Below are 18,787 nucleotides of genomic sequence, written 5' to 3' on the forward strand. Positions count from 1 at the left end.
TCGCGGGTCGCCGGAGGTGGCTGGCCGAAAGTCGGCTGAACGGGGTGGGCGGGGCGGACGTACTACTCAGCAATGCCTCGGCCGAGCGGGCCGGGGTGGAGCTGCCGCACCTGGAGGGTTTCGTTGTTCAGCATCACCGTCCGCGACCACATCATGATCGCCCACAGTCTGCGCGGTGAGGTCTTCGGGCCCGCGCAGAAGCTGCACGGGGCGACCTTTCTCGTGGACGCCACCTTCCGCCGTGCCGAGCTGGACGCCGACAGCATCGTGGTCGACATCGGCCTCGCCACCCGGGAACTCGGCGAGGTGGTCGCGGGACTGACGTACCGCAACCTGGACGAGGAGCCGGAGCTCGCCGGGGTGAACACCTCGACCGAGGCGCTGGCCAGGATCATCGCGGACCGGCTCGCCGAGCGGGTGCACGCAGGGAAGCTGGGCGAGGGGGCGCGCGAGCTGGCGGCGATCCAGGTCACGCTGCACGAGTCGCATGTCGCGTGGGCGAGTTACGAGCGCGCCCTGTGACCGGCGCCGACGCCCCCGAGGCCGCCGTGCCGCCGGTCGCGCGCCCGGAGCGCGCCGGCCGGGTGGTGCGGGTGGTCATGCCCGGTGGTGTCGACGACCCCGCGGCGCCGAGCGGCGGCAACACCTACGACCGGCGGGTCTGCCGGGGACTGGCCGGGGCGGGGTGGCGGGTGGTGGAGCACACCGTCGCGGGTACCTGGCCCCGTCCTGGCGAGGCGGCCCGTACCGGACTGGCCCGGCTGCTCGCCGGGTTCGCGGACGGCGAGGTCGTGCTGCTCGACGGTCTCGTCGCCTGCGGGGTGCCCGAGGTCGTCGTACCGGCGGCCGGGCGGCTGCGGGCGGCGGTGCTGGTGCATCTGCCGCTGGCCGACGAGACCGGGCTCGATCCGGCGGTGGCCTCGGCGCTGGACGCGTGCGAGCGCCGTACGCTGCGGGCCGTCCCGGCCGTGGTGGCGACCAGTGAGTGGGCGGCGCGCCGGCTCGTACGTCATCACGGGCTGGACGCCGAGCGGGTCCATGTCGCGGCGCCGGGCGCGGATCCGGCGCCGCTCGCGACCGGCTCGGCGGCGGGCTCGCGGCTGCTCTGTGTGGCCACCGTCTCCCCCCGGAAGGGCCAGCTCCGGCTGGTGGAGGCGCTGGCGGAGCTGGCCGGGCTGGAGTGGAGCTGTGTCCTCGCCGGCGGCCTCGGCCAGGATCCGGGATATGTCGCCGAGGTACGGGCGCTGATCGCCCGGCACGGTCTGGGTGAGCGGATCCGGCTGACCGGGCCGCTCGCCGGGGAGGCGCTGGCCGCCCGGTACGCCGCCACCGATCTGCTGGTGCTGGCCTCGGCGGCGGAGACATACGGCATGGCGGTGACCGAGGCGCTGGCGCACGGGGTGCCGGTGGTGGCGACCGGCGTGGGCGGGGTGCCCGAGGCGGTCGGGCGGGCACCGGACGGCACCGTTCCGGGGGTGCTCGTCCCCCCGGGCGACCAGGACACGCTCACGGCGGCGCTCCGTGGCTGGCTCACCGAGCCGGTGGTACGGCGGGAGCTGGCCGCCGCCGCGCGGGACCGGCGCGCCGTGCTGGCCGGGTGGGGAACGACATCACGGAGGCTGGCCGGTGCGCTGGACCAGCTCCGTCAGGAAACCGGGAGGGCCGCGTGACCACCTCAGAAGCTCCGCGTTCGGAAGCGACCCGCTACGCCCCGGCGTGGCTGGAGCTGCGCGAGGGACCCGACGGCGCGGCGCGCGCGACGGAGCTCCTCGGCGCGCTCCGCTCCAGACTGGCCTGGGGGCTCTCGCGCGACGGTGAACGCTCGCTGGTCGTCCATGACCTGGGGTGCGGCACCGGTTCGATGGGGCGGTGGCTGGCGCCCCGGCTGGACGGGCCGCAGCACTGGGTGCTGCACGACCACGACCCGGAGCTGCTGGAGCTGGCGGCGGCGCGGACGCCCCGTACGGCGGCGGACGGCAGCCGGGTGACGGTCGCGACCGAGCGGCGCGATCTCGCGGAGCTGACGGCGGACGGACTGGCGGGTGCCTCGCTGGTGACGGCGTCGGCGCTGCTGGACGTGTTGACCCGGGAGGAGGTGGACGGGCTCGCCGCGGCCTGTGCGGGGGCGGGGTGTCCGGCGCTCTTCGCGCTCTCGGTGGTGGGGCGGGTGGAGCTGACCCCGGCGGAGCCGCTCGACGCGGAGGTGGCCGAGGCGTTCAACGCCCATCAGCGCCGGGCCGACCACGGCAGGACGCTGCTCGGCCCGGACGCGGTCGCGGTGGCGGCGGCGGCCTTCGCGCGGTGCGGTGCGACCGTACGGGTGCACGCGAGCCCGTGGCGGCTCGGCGCGGCCGAGTCGGCGCTGGCCGCCGAGTGGCTGCGGGGGTGGGTCGGCGCGGCGTGCGAGCAGCGGCCCGAGCTGGCGGAGCGCGCCGAGCCGTATCTGCGGCGCCGTCTGGAGCAGTGCGAGGCGGGCGCGTTGCGGGTGGTCGTGCACCACAGCGATCTGCTGGCCCTGCCCTCGCTCCCCCGCCCCGGGGGCGCCGCGTGACCAGCACGGCGCCGCCGGTGGTGCGCTTCCCGGCCCGGGTGCTGAGGCGGCTCGGTGCGCTGGTGCGGGGGCGGGTCGGGATGGCCTTGGGGGTGGTGATCCTCGGGGTGCTGGTGTGGCGGCTGGGGACCGGGCCGTTGGTGGCCGGGGTGCGCGGGATCGACGGGGTGACGGTGCTGGCGGCGCTCGGGATCGGGGCGCTCACCACGGTGCTCAGCGCCTGGCGGTGGTGTCTGGTGGCCCGGGGGCTGGGGATCCGGCTGCCGCTGGGGCGGGCGGTGGCGGACTACTACCGGGCGCTCTTCCTCAACGCGGCGCTCCCCGGCGGGGTGCTGGGCGATGTGCACCGGGCGGTACGGCACGGGCGCTCCACCGGCGATGTCGGCCGGGGGGTCCGTGCGGTGGTCCTGGAGCGGGTCGCGGGCCAGGTGGTGCTGGTGACGGCGGGGGTGGCGGTGCTCGCCCTCTGGCCGTCGGCGGCCCCGGCGGCGGCGCGCGGCGCGGTGGCGGAGGCGGTGCGTGCCCCGGCGGTCCTGGCGGTGGGCGCGGTGGTGGCGGCCGGGGTGGCGGTGGCCTGGTGGCGGCTGCGGGCGGCGCCCGGGGTGTCGCGGCGGCGCCGTGCGGCGCGGGCGGCGCTCGCGGAGATCCGGGCCGGGGTGCTGGCGCGGGGGGTCTGGCCGGGGGTGGTGGCGGCGTCGGTGGTGGTGCCCGCCGGGTTCCTGGCGACGTTCCTGCTCGCCGCCAGGAGCTCCGGGGTGACGGCGCCGGCGGCCGAGCTGCTGCCGCTGATGGTGCTGGCGCTGCTGGCGATGGCGCTACCGCTGAACGTCGGCGGCTGGGGGCCCCGGGAGGGCGCCACCGCCTGGGCGTTCGGGGCCGCCGGTCTGGGCGCCGCCCAGGGGCTGACCGTGGCCGTGGTGTACGGGGTGCTCTCGCTCGCCGCGAGCCTGCCGGGGCTCGGGGTGCTCGTCGCCCAGGGGTGGGCCGGGGTGCGGCGCCGTCAGGTCGAGTTCGAAGAGGGTGTCCTCGCCGAGGAGGGCGCGCCGCGTCGGGGGGCGCGGCGCGTCGCGGAGGACGGGGGTGCCGGGGAAGCGGAGTCCGGGGACGCCGTCGCCGAGGAGGAGCGGCGCGACGGTGACGTACAGCCGGTGCAGGGCGTTCTCGCTCAGGAAGCGGGAGACGGTGACGCCGCCGCCCTCGACCAGCACCCGGCCGAGGCCCCGGCGGGCCAGCTCCTCGACCAGCCGGGCGGGGGCGAACGCGGCGGTGTCCGGGAGGGTGAGCACGTCGACACCGGGGCCGCCGGGGGCCGGGGCGGGGTGCCCGTCCTGGCCGGCGGCCACCACCCACAGGGTGGGGGCTGAGCCGTCGGTGAAGACCTTGCGATGTGGCGGCACCCTGCGGTGCGGGTCGAGGACCACCCGTACCGGATGGGTCCCGGTACAGGCCCGGACGGTGAGCCGGGGGTCGTCGGCGACGGCCGTTCCGGCGCCGACGACGACGGCGTCGGCGAGTGCGCGCAGGCGGTGGAGATGACGGCGGTCCTCCGCGCCGGTGACATAGTCGGCGTCGCCGGTGCGGGTCGCGATGAACCCGTCGAGGCTCTGGCCGAGCTGGGCGAAGGTGAGGCGCGGTCCGGCGAGGCAGAGCGGCAGATAGCGGTCGGCGAGTTCCTGGGCGCCGGGGGTGGCGTTCCGGTGCCAGTACGGGCGTCCGGTGGTGTCCCTGCGGAGCCCGGCGGCCTCGGCCTCGGCCTCGGTGCGGACCGTACGGAGCACTTCCCAGGCGGCTTCGGTGTCCAGGGCGGGGCCGCTTCCGGAGGGTCCGGGCGGTCCGGCGGCGGGCGGGTGGCCGGTCATCGGGACTCCTCGCGGGTGAGCAGGGCGAGTGTGGCGCCGAAGGAATCGGCCAGCGCGGCCAGCAGTTCCTTTCCTTTACCGGCGGAGGACCGGGAAGGACGGCCGATGACACCGGTCCCGGTATAGGCGGCCATACCGAGGGTGAGGAGATGTCTCCGGTCGTCGGCGATCCAATCGGCGGTCTCATATCCGGGGCGCACGAGTTCGGGACGGTCGTGCAGCAGGATGGATGTCTCGACTTCTCCCGCGTGCATATCGGTGTGCGCGGAGGTCTCCACCCCGGCTCTGGTTCTCGCCGTCTCCCAGTCGGCGGAACCGGGGAAAAGCGCCATACGTGTTCCGCTGCCCGCGGATTCCTGGACGACGTTGCGCAGTACGTAATTGCCGCCGTGCGCGTTCACCAGAATCAGGGATTTTATTCCGGAGCGGCGCAGCGATGCCGCGATGTCGCCCACCACGGCGTGCAGGGTGGCCGCGGAGAGCGAGACCGTGCCGGGCCAGTCGGCGTGTTCGTGGGAGCAGGAGACGGTGACCGGCGGGAGCGTCAGCACCGGGTGAGCGGCGGCTATGCGGCGGGCGATGGCGCAGGCCACGATGGTGTCGGTGGTCAACGGCAGGTGGGCGCCGTGCTGTTCGAAGCTGCCGACCGGCAGGATCGCGGCGGCCGGGCGGGCGGCCCGGACGTCCTCGGTGGTCTCCGGGGGCAGCGGATCGGACGCCACGGGGGGCGTTCCCTGACCGTTCATTGTTTCCGGCCTCTCTTTCTCCGTGCGTCGCACGCGTTTCGGTGCGCGTCACCGGGAGCAGACTACGCGGGAATGGTCCGGTGATCGTCCGAACGTGATGAACGCTACCGTGGGTTGATGCCGTTTTACCTTTCTTCCCGTACCCGGGAAGGGGGTTGAGCAGATATGATTGGCGCATGACAGACAGTGATGGCGTGCGTCTCGGCAGTGCTCGTTCATCAGGTGTCGAACGAGCGGCGAAAGTACGGCTGTCCACCGTGCACGGAGACTTTCTCGCAGTCGGCTACCTGGACCGTAATCGCGGCGATGAACAAATAGCCTTGGTTTATGGCGATGTCACGGGCGAAGGGGCCCTTGCCCGGGTGCATTCGGAGTGTCTGACCGGGGACGCGTTCGGCTCCAAGCACTGTGAGTGCGGTGAGCAGCTCGGTGCGGCGCTGGACGCCATCGCCCGCGAGGGCAGAGGCGTGCTGATCTACCTTCAGGGCCACGAGGGGCGCGGGATCGGCCTGCTGGCGAAGTTGCGGGCGATGCAGCTCCAGTCGGAGGGGCTGGACACGGTGGAGGCGAACCTCGCGCTGGGGCTGCCGGCCGATGCGCGGGACTACCAGGTGGCCGCGGACATGCTGCACGATCTGGGGGTGCTCTCGGTGCGGCTGCTGTCGAACAACCCGCGCAAGAGCGAGGCGTTGCTCCGCCATGGCATCAAGATCGCGGAGCGGGTGCCGCTGCTGATCCCGCCGCGCGAGGAGAACCTGCCGTATCTACGGACCAAGCGGGAGCGGCTGGACCACGATCTGCCACATCTGGACGGGATCGTCCGGGAGAGCGTCCCGGACGTCCCGGGTGTCCCGGTGGACGCGGCGGCGGACCGCTCCGGCTGACCGCCGCCTCACGCCTCCGCGCCCCCGCCCGGCGGCCGTTCAGCGGACCCTGGTCCGCCGAACAGCCGCCGGCGGCGTGCCGCCGGCCAGGGGGGAGCGGGCCAGGGTCACACACCCGGCGGCGATCAGCGCGACGCCGGCGAGCTGGGGCAGCAGCCACCAGCCGGTGCGCAGGCTCTCGCCGAAGAGCGTCACCCCGTACGCGACGCTGATCAGCGCGTCCCCGAGGGTGAGCATCGGCTGCGAGGCGGCCAGCGTCCCGGCCTGGAGGGCGTTCTGGAGCAGGAAGAGCGCCCCCACCCCGGCGACGGCCATCGCGTAGAGCTGCCAGCAGGTGAAGAGCGCGCCCGCCCCGCCGCTGTCCAGCCGGGCCACCGCGTCCTTCATCAGGGCGGCGGTCAGCGCGTAACCGCAGGCGGCGGCGAGGCCGAGCAGCGCGGCGCGCGGGTTGCCGCGCAGCCGCAGCGCCGCCCCGATCACCACCGCCTCGAACGCTCCGGTGCAGAGCAGCGCCCCGATCCAGGCGGCCCCGTGCACCTGTTCGGAGCCGCCGCCGGGGGCCGCCGAGGCGAGACCGAGAGCGAGCCCGCAGGTGACGGCGGCGGCCCCGTACCGTACGGAGCGGTCCAGCCGGACCTGGAAGACCCGGGCCGCGATCAGCAGCGTGGCGGGCAGTTCGATCACGAAGATCGGCTGCACCACGGCGATCGGCCCGGTGGCGAGCGCCACCGCCTGGCACCCCGCGGCCACCAGCACCAGGCCGATCCCCGCCAGCCACACCGGCTTGCGCACCAGCCGCCCGATCAGCGAGAGCCGCATCGCCTGGGTGTCGGGGACGGTGGCGGCGGCGCGGCGCTGGAGCACGGCGGCGGAGCCGTTGCTGAGGGCGGTGAGCACGGCGAACAGAACACTGATCACCGGGCCATCATGGGGGCGCCCGCCACCGGATCGGCTCTCATCGACGGGCCGCACCGCAGGTCGCGGGGGTAAACGGGTGACGGCGGGGTACTTGGCGCCCCCGCCACCCCCTCCGCTCCCCCGCTGTTCCCGCTCCCTCTCGGCTCCCCCGCCGCGCCGGTACGCTGGGGCCCCGTGGTCCGCAGACATCCCGCCCCGCCGCCCTCGCCCCTCCCCCAGCGGGACGGGGTCGATCCCGTACGGCTGCGGCTGCCGCACACCGACGGGACCGGCGGGACCGCTGGGGCCGACGGGACGTGGCCGACCGTACGGGCGTATCTGGTGGCCCGGTACGGGGGCGCGGTCGGCGCCGAGCGGGTCGCCGCGATGGTGCGGGAGGGCCGGTTCCACGGGGAGCACGGGCCCGTGGGCGCGGAGGAGCCGTACGCCGCGGGGCGGTATGTCTGGTTCCACCGGGACCCCGTTCCGGAGGAGCGGGTGCCGTTCGAGATCGGGATCGTGTACCGGGACGAGCGGATCGTCGTCGCGGACAAGCCGCACTTCCTCGCCACCACGCCGCGCGGGGGCCATGTCACCGAGACCGCGCAGGCCCGGCTCCGCCGTGACCTCGCCCTGCCGGAGCTCCAGCCCGCGCACCGGCTCGACCGGCTGACGGCGGGGCTGGTGCTCTTCGTCGTACGGGCCCGCGACCGGGGCGCGTACCAGCGGCTCTTCGCGGAGCGGCGGGTGCGGAAGGAGTACGAGGGGGTCGCGCCGTACGATCCGGCGGTGCCGCTTCCGGTGACCGTGCGCGGCCGGATCGAGAAGGAACGCGGGGTGCTCGCGGCCCGGGAGGCGGCCGGGGAGCCGAACGCGGAGAGCCGGATCGAGCTGCTGGAGCACCGGGGCGGGTACGGGCGGTACCGGCTGGTGCCGGTCACCGGCCGCACCCACCAGCTACGGGTCCATATGTGCGGGCTCGGGCTGCCGCTCCTGGACGACCCGGTCTATCCGGTCGTCCAGGAGCCCACCACGGCCGGGGCCGGCGGCTCCGGCGGCCCCGGTGGCGAGGACTACGGCCGGCCGCTCCAGCTCCTCGCCAGGGTGCTGGAGTTCACCGACCCGCTGACCGGGGCCGAGCGGCGGTTCGAGAGCCGGCTGCGGCTGGCCCCGTTGCCGCCGGCCCGCTGACCGGCCTCAGTGGCCGGCCTTCAGTCGCCGGTCTTCAGTGGCCGGCCTTCAGTGGCCGCGCTGGATCCACTCCGCCAGATGGGGCGCCTCGGCGCCGATGGTGGTCGTGTCCCCGTGTCCGGTGCGGACCACCGTCTCGGGCGGCAGCGCGAGGAGCCGGTCCCTGATCGAGTCGATGATGGTCGGGAAGTGCGAGAACGACCGTCCGGTGGCGCCGGGGCCGCCCTGGAAGAGCGTGTCGCCGGTGAAGACCGTCGCCAGTTCAGGGGCGTACAGACACACCGCGCCCGGCGCGTGCCCCGGAGTGTGGAGCACGGTGAGGGTGGTGCCCCCGACGGTGACCGTACCGCCGTCGGTGAGTTCGCCGTCCGGCAGCCGCTCGGGGTGGGTCTGCTTCCAGAGCGGCAGGTCGTCCGGGTGGAGCAGGATCGGAGCACCGGTGGCGGCGGCGAGCGCGGGGGCCGCGTCGATGTGGTCGTTGTGGGCGTGGGTGCAGACGATCGCGCGGAGGGTACGGCCCTGGAGCGCGGCCTCGATGGCGGCTGCGTCGTGGGCGGCGTCGATGACGATCGCCTCGCTGTCGTCGCCGACGATCCAGACGTTGTTGTCGACGTCCCAGGTACCGCCGTCGAGCGCGAAGGTCCCCGAGGTGACCAGGTGGTCGATGCTTACGGTCATCAGAACGTCACCACCGAGCGCAGGACGTCGCCGCCGTGCATCCGCTCGAACGCCTTCTCCACCTCGTCGAGGGCGATGGTCTCGGTGACGAACGCGGCGAGGTCGATCCGGCCCTGCTGGTGGAGGTCGATCAGCATCGGGAAGTCCCGGGAGGGCAGGCAGTCGCCGTACCAGGACGACTTGAGGGCGCCGCCCCGGCCGAAGACGTCGAGGAGCGGCAGTTCGAGCTTCATCTCGGGGGTGGGCACGCCGACGAGGACGACGGTGCCGGCCAGGTCGCGGGCGTAGAACGCCTGCTGGTACGTCTCGGGGCGGCCGACCGCCTCGATGACGACATCGGCGCCGTTGCCGCCGGTCAGCTCGCGGATCGCCTCGACGGGGTCGGCGGAGCGGGAGTTGACGGAGTGGGTGGCGCCCATCGTCTCGGCCTGCGCCAGCTTGCGGTCGTCGATGTCCACCGCGATGATCTTCGCCGCGCCCGCGAGCCGGGCGCCGACGATCGCCGCGTCGCCGACCCCGCCGCAGCCGATGACCGCGACGGAGTCGCCCCGGCCGACCTGGCCGGTGTTGATGGCGGCGCCGATGCCCGCCATCACCCCGCAGCCGAGGAGGCCCGCGACGGCCGGCGAGACCGACGGGTCGACCTTGGTGCACTGGCCGGCGGCGACGAGGGTCTTCTCGGCGAAGGCACCGATGCCTAGCGCCGGGGAGAGCTCCGTGCCGTCGGTCAGCGTCATCTTCTGCCGGGCGTTGTGGGTGGCGAAACAGTACTGCGGGCGGCCACGCCGGCAGGCCCGGCAGTTGCCGCACACCGCACGCCAGTTGAGGATCACGAAGTCGCCGGGGGCCACGTCGGTGACGCCGGCGCCGACCGCTTCCACCACTCCGGCCGCCTCATGGCCGAGGAGGAAGGGGAACTCGTCGTTGATCCCGCCCTGCTTGTAGTGCAGGTCGGTGTGGCAGACACCGCACGCCTGCACCTGGACCACGGCCTCACCGGGGCCCGGATCGGGCACGACGATCGTCTCGACCCGTACCGGCTCGTTCTTCCCGGGAGCGATGACCCCTTGCACCTGCTGCGCCATGCCAGGACCTGCCTTTCGTCATACCTGATGACATACGGGTATCCGGGGCGCCGGCGGGCGTCCCGTTCCGTCCCCCACTATCCCGTGTCGCGCGGCCTCGCGGTGACGGAAGGGGTGGCCGGGGCGGCGGCGGCCGGGCCGGCCGGGGCGGCGGCCGGGTCCACCGGCTCTTGATCCTGACGTACGACATGGGTTTGGGTGGCGTACGGGATTACGGTCCGGGGAGGTGCCCGGGGCCGCCGAGAACAGCGAGGCAGGATATGAGCACCCCTTACGTCGTCGTGGTGATGGGCGTGGCAGGCACCGGCAAGACGGCCGTCGGCACCCTGCTCGCCGCCGCGCTGGGCGTCCCGTACGCCGAGGGCGACGACCTCCACCCGCCGGAGAACATCGCCAAGATGTCCGCGGGGACGCCGCTGGAGGACGCGGACCGGTGGCCCTGGCTCGACACGGTCGGCGCGTGGGCGGCGGGCCGGGCGGGGCGCGGCGGGGTGATCACCTGTTCCGCGCTCAGGCGCGTCTACCGGGACCGGCTGCGGGCGGCCGCGCCCGGCCTGGTCTTCCTCCATCTGGACGGCGACCGGGAGGTGGTCGGGCGGCGGATGGCGGCGCGGCTGGGGCATTTCATGCCGACCGCGCTGCTCGACTCGCAGTTCGCGACGTTGGAGCCGCTGGAGGACGGGGAGCGGGGCGTCGCCGTCGGGGTGGAGGGCACGCCGGAGGAGATCGTGGCGCGGTCGGTGGAGGCGCTGCGGGCGCTGTGAGGGGGCGACGGGCTCGCTGAGGGGGCTGCCGGGGCGGTGGGGCCCGGAGGGGCGGCGGGGCCTGCGGGACCTGGAGGGGCGTCGCCTTTCCGTCCCGTACGGTCACTCCGTCCCGTACGGTCACTCCGACCCGTACGGTCACTCCGTCCCGTACGGTCACTCCTTCCCTTAGGGTCACTCCTTCTCGTACGGTCGTTCCCCTCCCCCGTACGGGCGCTCCTCCCGCCAGTGGGGGTGCTCCCGCCGGGCCCAGCGGCGGGAGACCCGTCCGGTGCGCATCCCGCGCCGGGCCTCGGGGTCGCCGTACGCCATGGTCAGATGGCCGGCTAGGACGGCGCCGATGGCGAGGGCGAGCCAGTCGTGGACGAAGGTGGCGCTGGTGCGCCAGACCAGCGGGACGAGCCCGGTGAACCACATCAGCAGCCCCGTGCCGAGCATGACCAGCACGGCGCCCGTGAGCCACCCCGCGTAGAGCTTCTGCCCGGCGTTGAACTTCCCGGCGGGCCGGGCCTCCGGGCGCCGGTCGCGGCGGCGTACCGCGCGCAGCCACTCCCGGTCGTACGGCAGGAAGCGGCCCAGCCGGACCAGGTCGGCCCGGAAGGCGCGGGAGGCGAGCCCGAGCAGCACGGGCACCGGGAGCAGCAGCCCGGACCACTGGTGGAGGGTGACCACGAGCAGCCTGCGGCCGACGAGTTCGGCGAGCCCCGGCACGTAGAGGCAGGCGGCGCTCGCCACGCAGACCAGCATCAGGGCGCCGGTGGTCCGGTGCACCCACCGCTCGGCGGGGGTGAAACGGTGCCGGTCGCCGGTGACGGGGGCGGAGGCGGGAGCGGCCGGTTCCGGTCCGTGCGGCCGGCCCGGTTCAGACGGTGGGGGCGTCGTCGCGGCCGTTGGACCGGCCGACCCAGGCGTCGATGTCATAGCCGCGCTCCTCCCAGTAGCCGGGCCGCACCTCGGAGGTGACGGTGATCCCGGAGAGCCATTTCGCCGACTTGTAGAAGTACATGGGCGCCACATAGAGCCGGACGGGCCCGCCGTGCGCGTGTTCGATCGGCTGGTCCCGCATGGTGAGCGCGACGAGGACATCGTCCCGGCGGGCCTGCGGGAGGGTGAGGCTCTCGCTGTACGCGCCGTCGAAGCAGGTGAAGCGGATCGCCTTCGCCTCCGGGCGCACCCCTGCCGTGTCGAGGAGGTCGGCGAGGCGTACCCCGCCGAAGGGGGTGTGCGGGACGCGCCAGCCGGTGACGCACTGCACGTCGCGGACGGTGCGGGTCTGCGGGAGGGCGCGGAGCGCGTCGAGGGTGTACGTACCGGGGCGGTCGACCAGGCCGTCGACGGTGAGCCGGTAGGTGGCGGCGTCCTTGCGGGGGACGGAGGAGGTGACCGAGTAGTAGCGGAAGCCGCCGCCGTTGGGCAGCAGTCCGGTGAGCCCGGTCGGGTCCTTGGTGGCGGCGGTGCCGAGGAACCCTTCGAGGCCGCGCTGGAGGTACGGCGCGGTGACGAGCCCGGCGGCGCCCAGCCCCAGCATGGAGAGGACCAGGCGGCGGCCGACCGGGGTGCCCTCGGTCTCCTCCGCCTCCTCCACCGCATCCGTCCTGTGCGGAACCGCCCTGTCCGGACCCGCCCTGTCTGGTTGATCGTTCACTCTTCGAGTGTGGCCGCCCGTGGCCCCGGGAGCCAGGGCCACGGGCGTTCGTCATACTTCCGTCAGATCTCCGGGGCCCTCATGGGGTGTTGCCCGCGGCCCGCTGCTCCGCCTCGGCCGCCCGCTCCAGTTGGAACGCCTCGTTCCCGAGCCCGATCCTGGCGTGCACATCGGGCCGTACGGAGCGGAGCACCGCCCCGTACACCAGCCCGGCCACCAGGGCGAGCCCGATGATCCCGGGGAGGATCCAGCTCAGCGCGGAGCCGGGGCCCGCGTCGATCAGGACGCCGAAGTCCTTGACGGTGAAGACGGCGATGGCCGCCAGGGCGAGGGTGGCGAGCCCGGAGGAGACCAGGCGCGGGGCGTGGGCGCGCCCGGCGCCGCGCTTGACGAAGAAGGCGATGACGGCGACCGACGCGAGCGCCATCAGCGTGATGACGCCGAGCGCGCCGACGCTGCCCATCCAGGTGAAGAGCCGCAGCACCGGCGCCGTCGGGTCGCCGACGGGCCGGGAGTCGGTGAGGGCGAAGGCGGCGATGGCGGCCAGCGAGATCAGGGACTGGAGGACGGAGCCGGAGGCGGGGGCTCCGCTGGCCCGGGTGGTCCGGCCGAAGCCGGCCGGCAGCAGCCCCTCGCGGCCCATCGCGAAGGCGTAGCGGGCGACGACGTTGTGGAAGCTGAGGAGCGCGGCGAACATGCCGGTGACGAAGAGGACATGCAGGACATCGGCGAAGGTGGTGCCGAGCCGCGCCTCGGTGAGGGTGAAGAGCAGCCCGGGGCCCTGCTCGGTGGCGGCCCCGACGATCGAGCCGGGCCCGGCGGCGACCGTGAGCGCCCAGGCGCCGAGCGCCAGGAACGCCGAGGCGTAGGCGACGGCGAGGAACATCACGCGGGAGACGACGATGTGCGGGCGGCTGGTCTCCTCCGCGTACACCGGGGCCTGTTCGCAGCCGACGAAGGCGGCGACGCAGAAGCAGAGGGCGGTGCCGAAGCCCGCGCCGGTGAGGGTGGCGGGGTCGAAGGCGGCGAGGGAGAGGCCCTCGGGCCCCGGGGAGGCGATGGTGGCGATGTCGAAGATCACCACGAGGAGGCATTCGATGGCCAGCAGGACGCCGAGGACCCGGGCGTTGAGGTCGATCTTCAGCCAGCCGAGGACGCCGACCGCCGCCGCGGCCACCAGGGCCGGGATCCACCAGGCCACCGAGAGGTCCAGATAGGTGGCGAGGAGCCCGGAGACCTCGAAGCCGAGGAGTCCGTAGACGGCGAACTGCATGGCGCTGTAGGCGACGAGCGCGAGGAGCGAGGCCCCGGCGCCGGCCGTGGGGCCGAGGCCGCGCGCGATGTACGCGTAGAACGCCCCGGCGTTGTGGACGTGCCGGCTCATCTCGGCGTAGCCGAAGCTGAAGAGCGCCAGGACGATGCCGAGGATCACATAGAGCAGGGGCTGTCCGACGATGCCCATGACGCCGAAGACGGTGGGCATGACACCGGCGACCACCAGCATCGGGGCGCTCGCCGCGAGCACGGAGAGCAGCAGGCCCAGCGTGCCGAGCCGGTCGGCCCGCAGGGCGCGCTCCTGCCCTTTGTATGTGTTGATCCCAGCGGTGGGCGTGGTCGTTCTGGTGCCCGTCGGCATGACAGGGGGTGTCCTCTCGGGGTCCGGTTGCGCGGAACGGAACATGCGGAGCATGCGGAACAGGAACATGCGGTACGGCGTGCGGTGGTACGAGGGGGGCGTGCGGGTGGCACAGGGAGTGCGGGTGGTACGCGGGGATGGTGCGGTGGTACGCGGCGGTACGGTGCGGGGGCTCAGGCGGGACCGAGCGCGGTGTCGCGCGCGGCGCGGAACGCGGTGAACGCGGTGTGCGGGTCCCGGTCGGGGTAGGACCAGGGCGCCGGGGTGATGTGCTCGCCGATCCGCTGGAAGAGCGCGGCGGCCTCGGCGAGATGGCCCTCGTGGAACTGGGCGTGGGCCAGGAAGTTGAGGTCCACGCGGTTGCGCGGATGCCCCTCGCCGCCCCACTCCAGCCACCAGTCGAAGGCGCCCTTGAGCACCTGGCGGGCGCGCCGCCCGGTCCAGTGCCGGGCGGCCCCGGGTCCGGCGGGCTCGCCCCCGGTGGCGGCGAGCACCCGGTACCGCTCGGTGTGGGCGACGACGGGGAGGATGGAGAGCGGCGAGTCGGCCGGGGCCTGTTCGGCGGCCCAGGACGCGAAGTCGTAGACTTCGTGGAAGGCCTCGTGCCCGGGTTCCGTACGGCGTTCGGCGAGCCGGGCCGCCATCAGGTGGTGTGCGTGGTGGTGGTCCGGGTGGCGGCTTCTGACCTCGTCGAAGAGGCGGGAGGTCTCCTCCTCGGTGCCGAGGGTGCGGGCCAGGAGCAGCAGGCCGAGCCAGGGGGTGGGGTCGGCGGGGGCCCGGCGGATGGCCTCGCGGCAGGCGTCCTTGGCGCCCTCCTCCCCGGCCCGGGGCCGGCCGTGGAGGACGTCGAGGACGGCGGCGCAGCCGAGCAGGGTGGCGGCGTCGGCGCTGTCGGGTTCGGCGAGGAGCCAGTCGCCGGCCCAGACGGCGGCGGAGGCCGCCTGGGCGAGCACGATGACCCGGTGGCCGCGCCGGTCCCAGTCGTCGCCGGTGGCGGCGAGCAGGGTGCGCGCTTCCGTCCAGCGGCCTTGCGCCAACTGGTCTCTCACGGCGCGTAATTCGGTGTCGTCGAGGGCCGGGTCGAAGAACGGGGCGGAGCGTACGTTCCGCTGGGCCCGTCTCCGGGAGCGGCCCAGGGGTGGCGGAGGCGGTGGCATTCCGCGTAATCCTCCAGGGCGCGTGCACGAGCGATGATCGCGCACAGCCAACCGGAGGTCACGCTCCGCGTCAAGGCCCGTTTTGTTACGTAGCGCCGCCAACTGGCTTACGGGCAGGGCGAGTTACCCCCGGACCTGCGACGATTCACCCCTGGAGCCGCGACAATTCGCCCCTGAGGCCCGCGACGTTTCACGCCTGGGCCCGGACGATCCGGCTCTGGGCGCGCGACGATCCGGCTCAGCCGAGGGCGCGGGCCGCCGCGCGTCCCGCCGTACGGCCGGAGAAGACACACCCGCCCAGGAAGGTGCCCTCCAGGGAGCGGTAGCCGTGTACCCCGCCGCCGCCGAACCCGGCCGCCTCGCCCGCCGCGTAGACGCCGGGGAGCGGGTCGCCGCCCGCCGTGAGCACCCGCGAGGAGAGGTCGGTCTCCAGGCCGCCGAGGGACTTGCGGGTGAGGATGTTGAGGCGTACGGCGATCAGCGGGCCCGCGTCCGGGTCGAGGATGCGGTGCGGGGCGGCGGTACGGATCAGCCGGTCGCCGAGGTAGGCGCGGGCGCCCCGGACCGCCGTGATCTGGAGGTCCTTGGTGAAGGGGTTGGCGATCTCCCGGTCCCGCGCGGTGATCTCGCGGCGCAGCTCGGCCTCGTCGATCAGCGGCTCCTCGGTGAGCGCGTTCATGCCGCGGACGAGGGCGCCCAGATCCTTCTCGACGACGAAGTCGGCGCCCTTCTCCATGAACGCCTTGACCGGCCCCGGCACATCGGCGCGGGCCCGCCCGAAGACATCGCGGACGGAGCGTCCGGTGAGGTCCGGGTTCTGTTCGGAGCCGGAGAGGGCGAACTCCTTGCCGATGATGCGCTGGTCGAGCACGAACCAGGTGTACTCGTGGCCGGTGCGCATGATGTGCTCCAGCGTGCCGAGGGTGTCGAAGCCGGGGAAGAGCGGCACCGGCAGCCGCTTGCCGCGCGCGTCCAGCCAGAGCGAGGAGGGGCCCGGGAGGATCCGGATGCCGTGCCGGGCCCAGATCGGGTTCCAGTTCTCGATGCCCTCGGTGTAGTGCCACATCCGGTCGCGGTTGATGTGGTGCGCGCCGGCCGCCTCCGCGATGCCCAGCATCAGCCCGTCGACATGGGCGGGCACCCCGGAGAGCAGCTTGGCCGGCGGGGTGCCGAGCCGTTCGGGCCACTCGGCGCGTACCAGGTCGTGGTTGCCGCCGATGCCGCCGGAGGTGACGATGACGGCCTGGGCGCGGAGCGAGAAGGAGCCGGTGACGGTGCGGCTGCTCGCGGTGCCCCGGGGCGCGTCGCTCGGCTCCAGGATCTCGCCGGTCACGGTGTCCACCGCGCCGGCCGTCGAGCCGAGCCCGGTGACCCGGTGGCGGAAGCGGAGCGAGACCAGGCCCTGGGCGACGCCCGCGCGCACCCGGCGTTCGAAGGGCTCCACGACGCCGGGTCCGGTCCCCCAGGTGATGTGGAAGCGGGGTACGGAGTTGCCGTGTCCGGTGGCGTCGTACCCGCCGCGCTCCGCCCATCCGACCACCGGGAAGAACCGTATGCCCTGGCCGGAGAGCCATGCGCGCTTCTCCCCGGCCGCGAAGTCGACGTACGCCTCGGCCCATTGACGCGGCCAGTGGTCCTCGGGGCGGTCGAATCCGGCCGTGCCGAGCCAGTCCTGGAGGGCGAGGTCGCGGCTGTCCTTCACGCGGAGCCTGCGCTGTTCCGGCGAGTCGACGAGGAAGAGCCCGCCGAAGGACCAGTGCGCCTGTCCGCCGATGGACCGTTCCGGCTCCTGGTCGAGGACGATGACGGAGCGGCCCGCTTCGACCAGTTCGGCGGCGGCGACCAGGCCGGAGAGTCCGGCCCCGATTACGATCACATCGGCGTCGTACGCCATGGTTTCCATCCTTCGCGGGCGGGTCGCGGGCTCTTCCGGGTGGGTCCGATCTTCCGTACGGGCGAGTAACGAGTCAACTGGTTGGATGGGGACCATGAGTGCGACGGACGGAATGGCGCGATGAGCACGGCGGAGGATCTGAACCCGGCCGACGAGATCCTGGCTGTCGTCGACGAGAACGACCATGTCATCGGGCGGGCGCGGCGCGCGGAGGTCTACGCGAAGGGGCTCTGCCACCGGTGCGTCTTCATCTTCGTACGCGACCCGGAGGGCCGGGTCTTCGTCCACCGCAGAACGGCGGAGAAGATGGTCCACCCGTCGCTGTACGACATGTTCGTGGGCGGGGTGGTCGGCGCGGGCGAGGGGTACGACGAGGCGGCGCTCCGCGAGGCGGAGGAGGAGCTGGGGGTCTCCGGGCTCGACCGTCCGGTGCCGGTCCTCTCGTTCCTGTACGAGGCGGCGAACGGCCGGGACCGGTGGTGGTCGCGGGTGTACGAGGTGGTCTGCGCGCTGCCGGTGAACCCCCAGGTGTCGGAGGTGGCCTGGCACGCGTTCCTCCCCGAGGAGGAGGTGGCCCGGCGGGTGGCCGCCTGGTCGGCGGGCGCGGACGCCGGGGAGGCCGGGGAGGCCGGGGAGGCCGGGGAGGCCGGGGAGGCCGGGGAGGCCGGGGAGGCCGGGGAGGCCGGGGAGGCCGGGGAGGCCGGGGAGGCTGCCGACGGCACCGACGGCGACACGGACGGGGACACGGACAGGGACGTCTGGGAGTGGGTGCCGGACGGGGTGGCGGCCTACCGGCGGCTGACGGCGCTCCGCTCCGGGCCGACGCCGGCAGGCCCTGAACGGAGCGTGCGCACGTGATCGGCTTTGGACGGAGCCTGCGGCTGTGGTTCTCGCCCCGGCGGATCGGCGAGGAGGGCACGACCCCGGACTACCGCTTCTCGCTGGCGAACGAGCGGACCTTCCTGGCGTGGATCAGGACCGCGCTGGCGCTGGTGGGCGGCGGGTTCGCGGTCGACCAGTTCCTGCCCCAACTGCGCTGGGGCGTGCGCGCCGGGCTGGCGGTGGCGCTGCTGGCGGCGGGGGCGCTCTGCGCGCTGCGCGCGGTCAACCACTGGGTGCGGTGCGAACGGGCGATGCGGCGCGGTGAGGACCTGCCGGTTTCGCACTTCCCGACGGTGCTGAGCCTGGCGGTGGGGCTGGTCGCGGTGGCGATGCTGGTGATCGTCCTGCTGGGCCGGGCCGGATGAACGCCCCGGCGCCGGCGGCCGACCGGGATCCGGGGCTCCAGCCGGAGCGGACCCGGCTGGCGTGGCGCCGTACGACGCTCTCCTGCACGGTGGTGGCGGTGCTGGCGGGCCGCCAGGCCGTCCATGGCGGCGCGGACGCGGCGGGCCTGACGGGCGCGGCCCTCAGCGCCCTGGTCTGGCTGGCCTTCCTGGTGGTGGCCCACCGCCGCCTGACCTCCCTCACGGCGGCCCCCCGACCGGGCCGCCTCTCGGAACGCGGCGCCTTCCTGGCAGCGGGCTGCACCCTGCTCCTGGCGGCGTTCGCGGTGACGGTCCTGTTCTGACACCCCGGCACCGCCGCCCCGGCCAATGACGGCCACGCCTGACCGGCCGGTACGAAGCCGCCGCGCCGCCAGGGAAGCGACGGCCACGCGCCGGAAGCCCCGGTCCCCGGGTCGCCGACGCGCATACGGCCGGCCACCCGCCCGTGGGCGCAGCGCCCCGGGCCGAGCCTGTTCCGGCTTCCCCGGCCGGCGCCGCGCCCGCCCGGTCCCCCGCTCGGCGGCGGGTCCGT

17 protein-coding genes and 3 pseudogenes are annotated in these 18,787 nt (G+C 74.3%); 10 read left to right on the forward strand and 10 right to left on the reverse strand.

Annotation, left to right across the window (positions count from 1 at the left end; all coding sequences use genetic code 11):
- Positions 1-123 precede the first annotated feature (123 nt).
- From AB0O07_RS29525 to AB0O07_RS29540, 4 genes and pseudogenes are all read left to right on the forward strand, one after another.
- Positions 124-522, forward strand: a complete 399-nt coding sequence (locus AB0O07_RS29525) for a 6-carboxytetrahydropterin synthase (protein WP_365638898.1) — start codon at positions 124-126, stop codon at positions 520-522.
- A gap of 77 nt (positions 523-599) precedes the next feature.
- A complete protein-coding gene (locus tag AB0O07_RS29530; protein WP_365639194.1) occupies positions 600-1,670 on the forward strand; it encodes a glycosyltransferase family 4 protein in 1,071 nt (356 codons plus the stop codon).
- Complete coding sequence (locus AB0O07_RS29535; RefSeq protein WP_365638900.1) at positions 1,667-2,551, forward strand: methyltransferase domain-containing protein; 885 nt, start codon at positions 1,667-1,669, stop codon at positions 2,549-2,551. Before AB0O07_RS29530 ends, AB0O07_RS29535 begins: the two co-directional genes overlap by 4 nt.
- A gap of 80 nt (positions 2,552-2,631) precedes the next feature.
- Positions 2,632-3,546: pseudogene (locus AB0O07_RS29540) on the forward strand (lysylphosphatidylglycerol synthase transmembrane domain-containing protein); the annotation flags it as partial.
- Between the two features lie 168 nt (positions 3,547-3,714).
- On the opposite strand, the pseudogene AB0O07_RS29545 reads toward AB0O07_RS29540, so the two are convergent.
- Positions 3,715-4,410 (reverse strand): annotated as a pseudogene (locus AB0O07_RS29545) (RibD family protein); the annotation flags it as partial.
- Positions 4,407-5,156 carry a creatininase family protein gene (locus tag AB0O07_RS29550; RefSeq protein WP_365638902.1) on the reverse strand — a complete coding sequence of 250 codons (750 nt, stop codon included), beginning with the start codon at positions 5,154-5,156 and terminating at the stop codon, positions 4,407-4,409. The pseudogene AB0O07_RS29545 and the gene AB0O07_RS29550, both read right to left, overlap by 4 nt.
- Before the next feature lie 176 nt (positions 5,157-5,332).
- On the opposite strand from AB0O07_RS29550, the gene ribA reads away from it, so the two are divergent.
- Positions 5,333-6,040, forward strand: coding sequence for a GTP cyclohydrolase II (gene ribA, locus AB0O07_RS29555; RefSeq protein WP_365638905.1), 708 nt, complete (start codon positions 5,333-5,335; stop codon positions 6,038-6,040).
- A 39-nt stretch (positions 6,041-6,079) separates the two neighbouring features.
- Here ribA and AB0O07_RS29560 read toward each other — a convergent pair whose 3' ends face one another.
- The gene (locus AB0O07_RS29560; RefSeq protein ID WP_365638908.1) at positions 6,080-6,958 is read right to left on the reverse strand and encodes a DMT family transporter; all 879 of its coding nucleotides are present in this window, start codon (positions 6,956-6,958) and stop codon (positions 6,080-6,082) included.
- A gap of 174 nt (positions 6,959-7,132) precedes the next feature.
- Between AB0O07_RS29560 and AB0O07_RS29565 the strand changes: the two genes are divergently transcribed.
- Complete coding sequence (locus tag AB0O07_RS29565; protein ID WP_365638911.1) at positions 7,133-8,128, forward strand: pseudouridine synthase; 996 nt, start codon at positions 7,133-7,135, stop codon at positions 8,126-8,128.
- Positions 8,129-8,176: 48 nt separating this feature from the next.
- Here AB0O07_RS29565 and AB0O07_RS29570 read toward each other — a convergent pair whose 3' ends face one another.
- Both AB0O07_RS29570 and AB0O07_RS29575 read right to left on the reverse strand, forming a co-directional pair.
- Positions 8,177-8,806 (reverse strand): MBL fold metallo-hydrolase, encoded by a 630-nt coding sequence (locus AB0O07_RS29570; RefSeq protein WP_365638914.1) that lies wholly within the window; start codon positions 8,804-8,806, stop codon positions 8,177-8,179.
- A complete protein-coding gene (locus AB0O07_RS29575) occupies positions 8,806-9,891 on the reverse strand; it encodes an S-(hydroxymethyl)mycothiol dehydrogenase (protein WP_365638916.1) in 1,086 nt (361 codons plus the stop codon). The genes AB0O07_RS29570 and AB0O07_RS29575 overlap by 1 nt, the downstream gene beginning before the upstream one ends.
- Positions 9,892-10,151: 260 nt before the next feature.
- Here AB0O07_RS29575 and AB0O07_RS29580 point away from each other — a divergent pair, with 260 nt between their 5' ends.
- The gene (locus tag AB0O07_RS29580; RefSeq protein WP_365638918.1) at positions 10,152-10,655 is read left to right on the forward strand and encodes a gluconokinase; all 504 of its coding nucleotides are present in this window, start codon (positions 10,152-10,154) and stop codon (positions 10,653-10,655) included.
- Positions 10,656-10,829: 174 nt separating this feature from the next.
- Here AB0O07_RS29580 and AB0O07_RS29585 read toward each other — a convergent pair whose 3' ends face one another.
- The 5 genes from AB0O07_RS29585 to AB0O07_RS29605 form a co-directional block, all read right to left on the reverse strand.
- Positions 10,830-11,576, reverse strand: coding sequence for a cytochrome b/b6 domain-containing protein (locus AB0O07_RS29585; RefSeq protein ID WP_365638920.1), 747 nt, complete (start codon positions 11,574-11,576; stop codon positions 10,830-10,832).
- Positions 11,518-12,183 carry a molybdopterin-dependent oxidoreductase gene (locus tag AB0O07_RS29590; RefSeq protein ID WP_365639196.1) on the reverse strand — a complete coding sequence of 222 codons (666 nt, stop codon included), beginning with the start codon at positions 12,181-12,183 and terminating at the stop codon, positions 11,518-11,520. Before AB0O07_RS29590 ends, AB0O07_RS29585 begins: the two co-directional genes overlap by 59 nt.
- 196 nt (positions 12,184-12,379) lie before the next feature.
- Complete coding sequence (locus AB0O07_RS29595; RefSeq protein WP_365638922.1) at positions 12,380-13,936, reverse strand: APC family permease; 1,557 nt, start codon at positions 13,934-13,936, stop codon at positions 12,380-12,382.
- A gap of 173 nt (positions 13,937-14,109) precedes the next feature.
- Positions 14,110-15,093, reverse strand: coding sequence for a hypothetical protein (locus tag AB0O07_RS29600; RefSeq protein ID WP_365638924.1), 984 nt, complete (start codon positions 15,091-15,093; stop codon positions 14,110-14,112).
- A gap of 238 nt (positions 15,094-15,331) precedes the next feature.
- Positions 15,332-16,987 carry an FAD-binding dehydrogenase gene (locus AB0O07_RS29605; RefSeq protein WP_365638926.1) on the reverse strand — a complete coding sequence of 552 codons (1,656 nt, stop codon included), beginning with the start codon at positions 16,985-16,987 and terminating at the stop codon, positions 15,332-15,334.
- Positions 16,988-17,107: 120 nt separating this feature from the next.
- On the opposite strand from AB0O07_RS29605, the pseudogene AB0O07_RS29610 reads away from it, so the two are divergent.
- From AB0O07_RS29610 to AB0O07_RS29620, 3 genes and pseudogenes are all read left to right on the forward strand, one after another.
- Positions 17,108-17,572, forward strand: a pseudogene (locus AB0O07_RS29610) (NUDIX domain-containing protein); the annotation flags it as partial.
- A 269-nt stretch (positions 17,573-17,841) separates the two neighbouring features.
- Entirely contained in the window at positions 17,842-18,234 is a 393-nt protein-coding gene (locus tag AB0O07_RS29615; RefSeq protein ID WP_365638928.1) for a DUF202 domain-containing protein, read from the forward strand.
- Complete coding sequence (locus AB0O07_RS29620; RefSeq protein WP_365638930.1) at positions 18,231-18,557, forward strand: DUF202 domain-containing protein; 327 nt, start codon at positions 18,231-18,233, stop codon at positions 18,555-18,557. The genes AB0O07_RS29615 and AB0O07_RS29620 overlap by 4 nt, the downstream gene beginning before the upstream one ends.
- Positions 18,558-18,787: the final 230 nt, after the last annotated feature.

Source organism: Streptomyces sp. NPDC093085, from assembly GCF_040683935.1.
Taxonomy (GTDB): domain Bacteria; phylum Actinomycetota; class Actinomycetes; order Streptomycetales; family Streptomycetaceae; genus Streptomyces.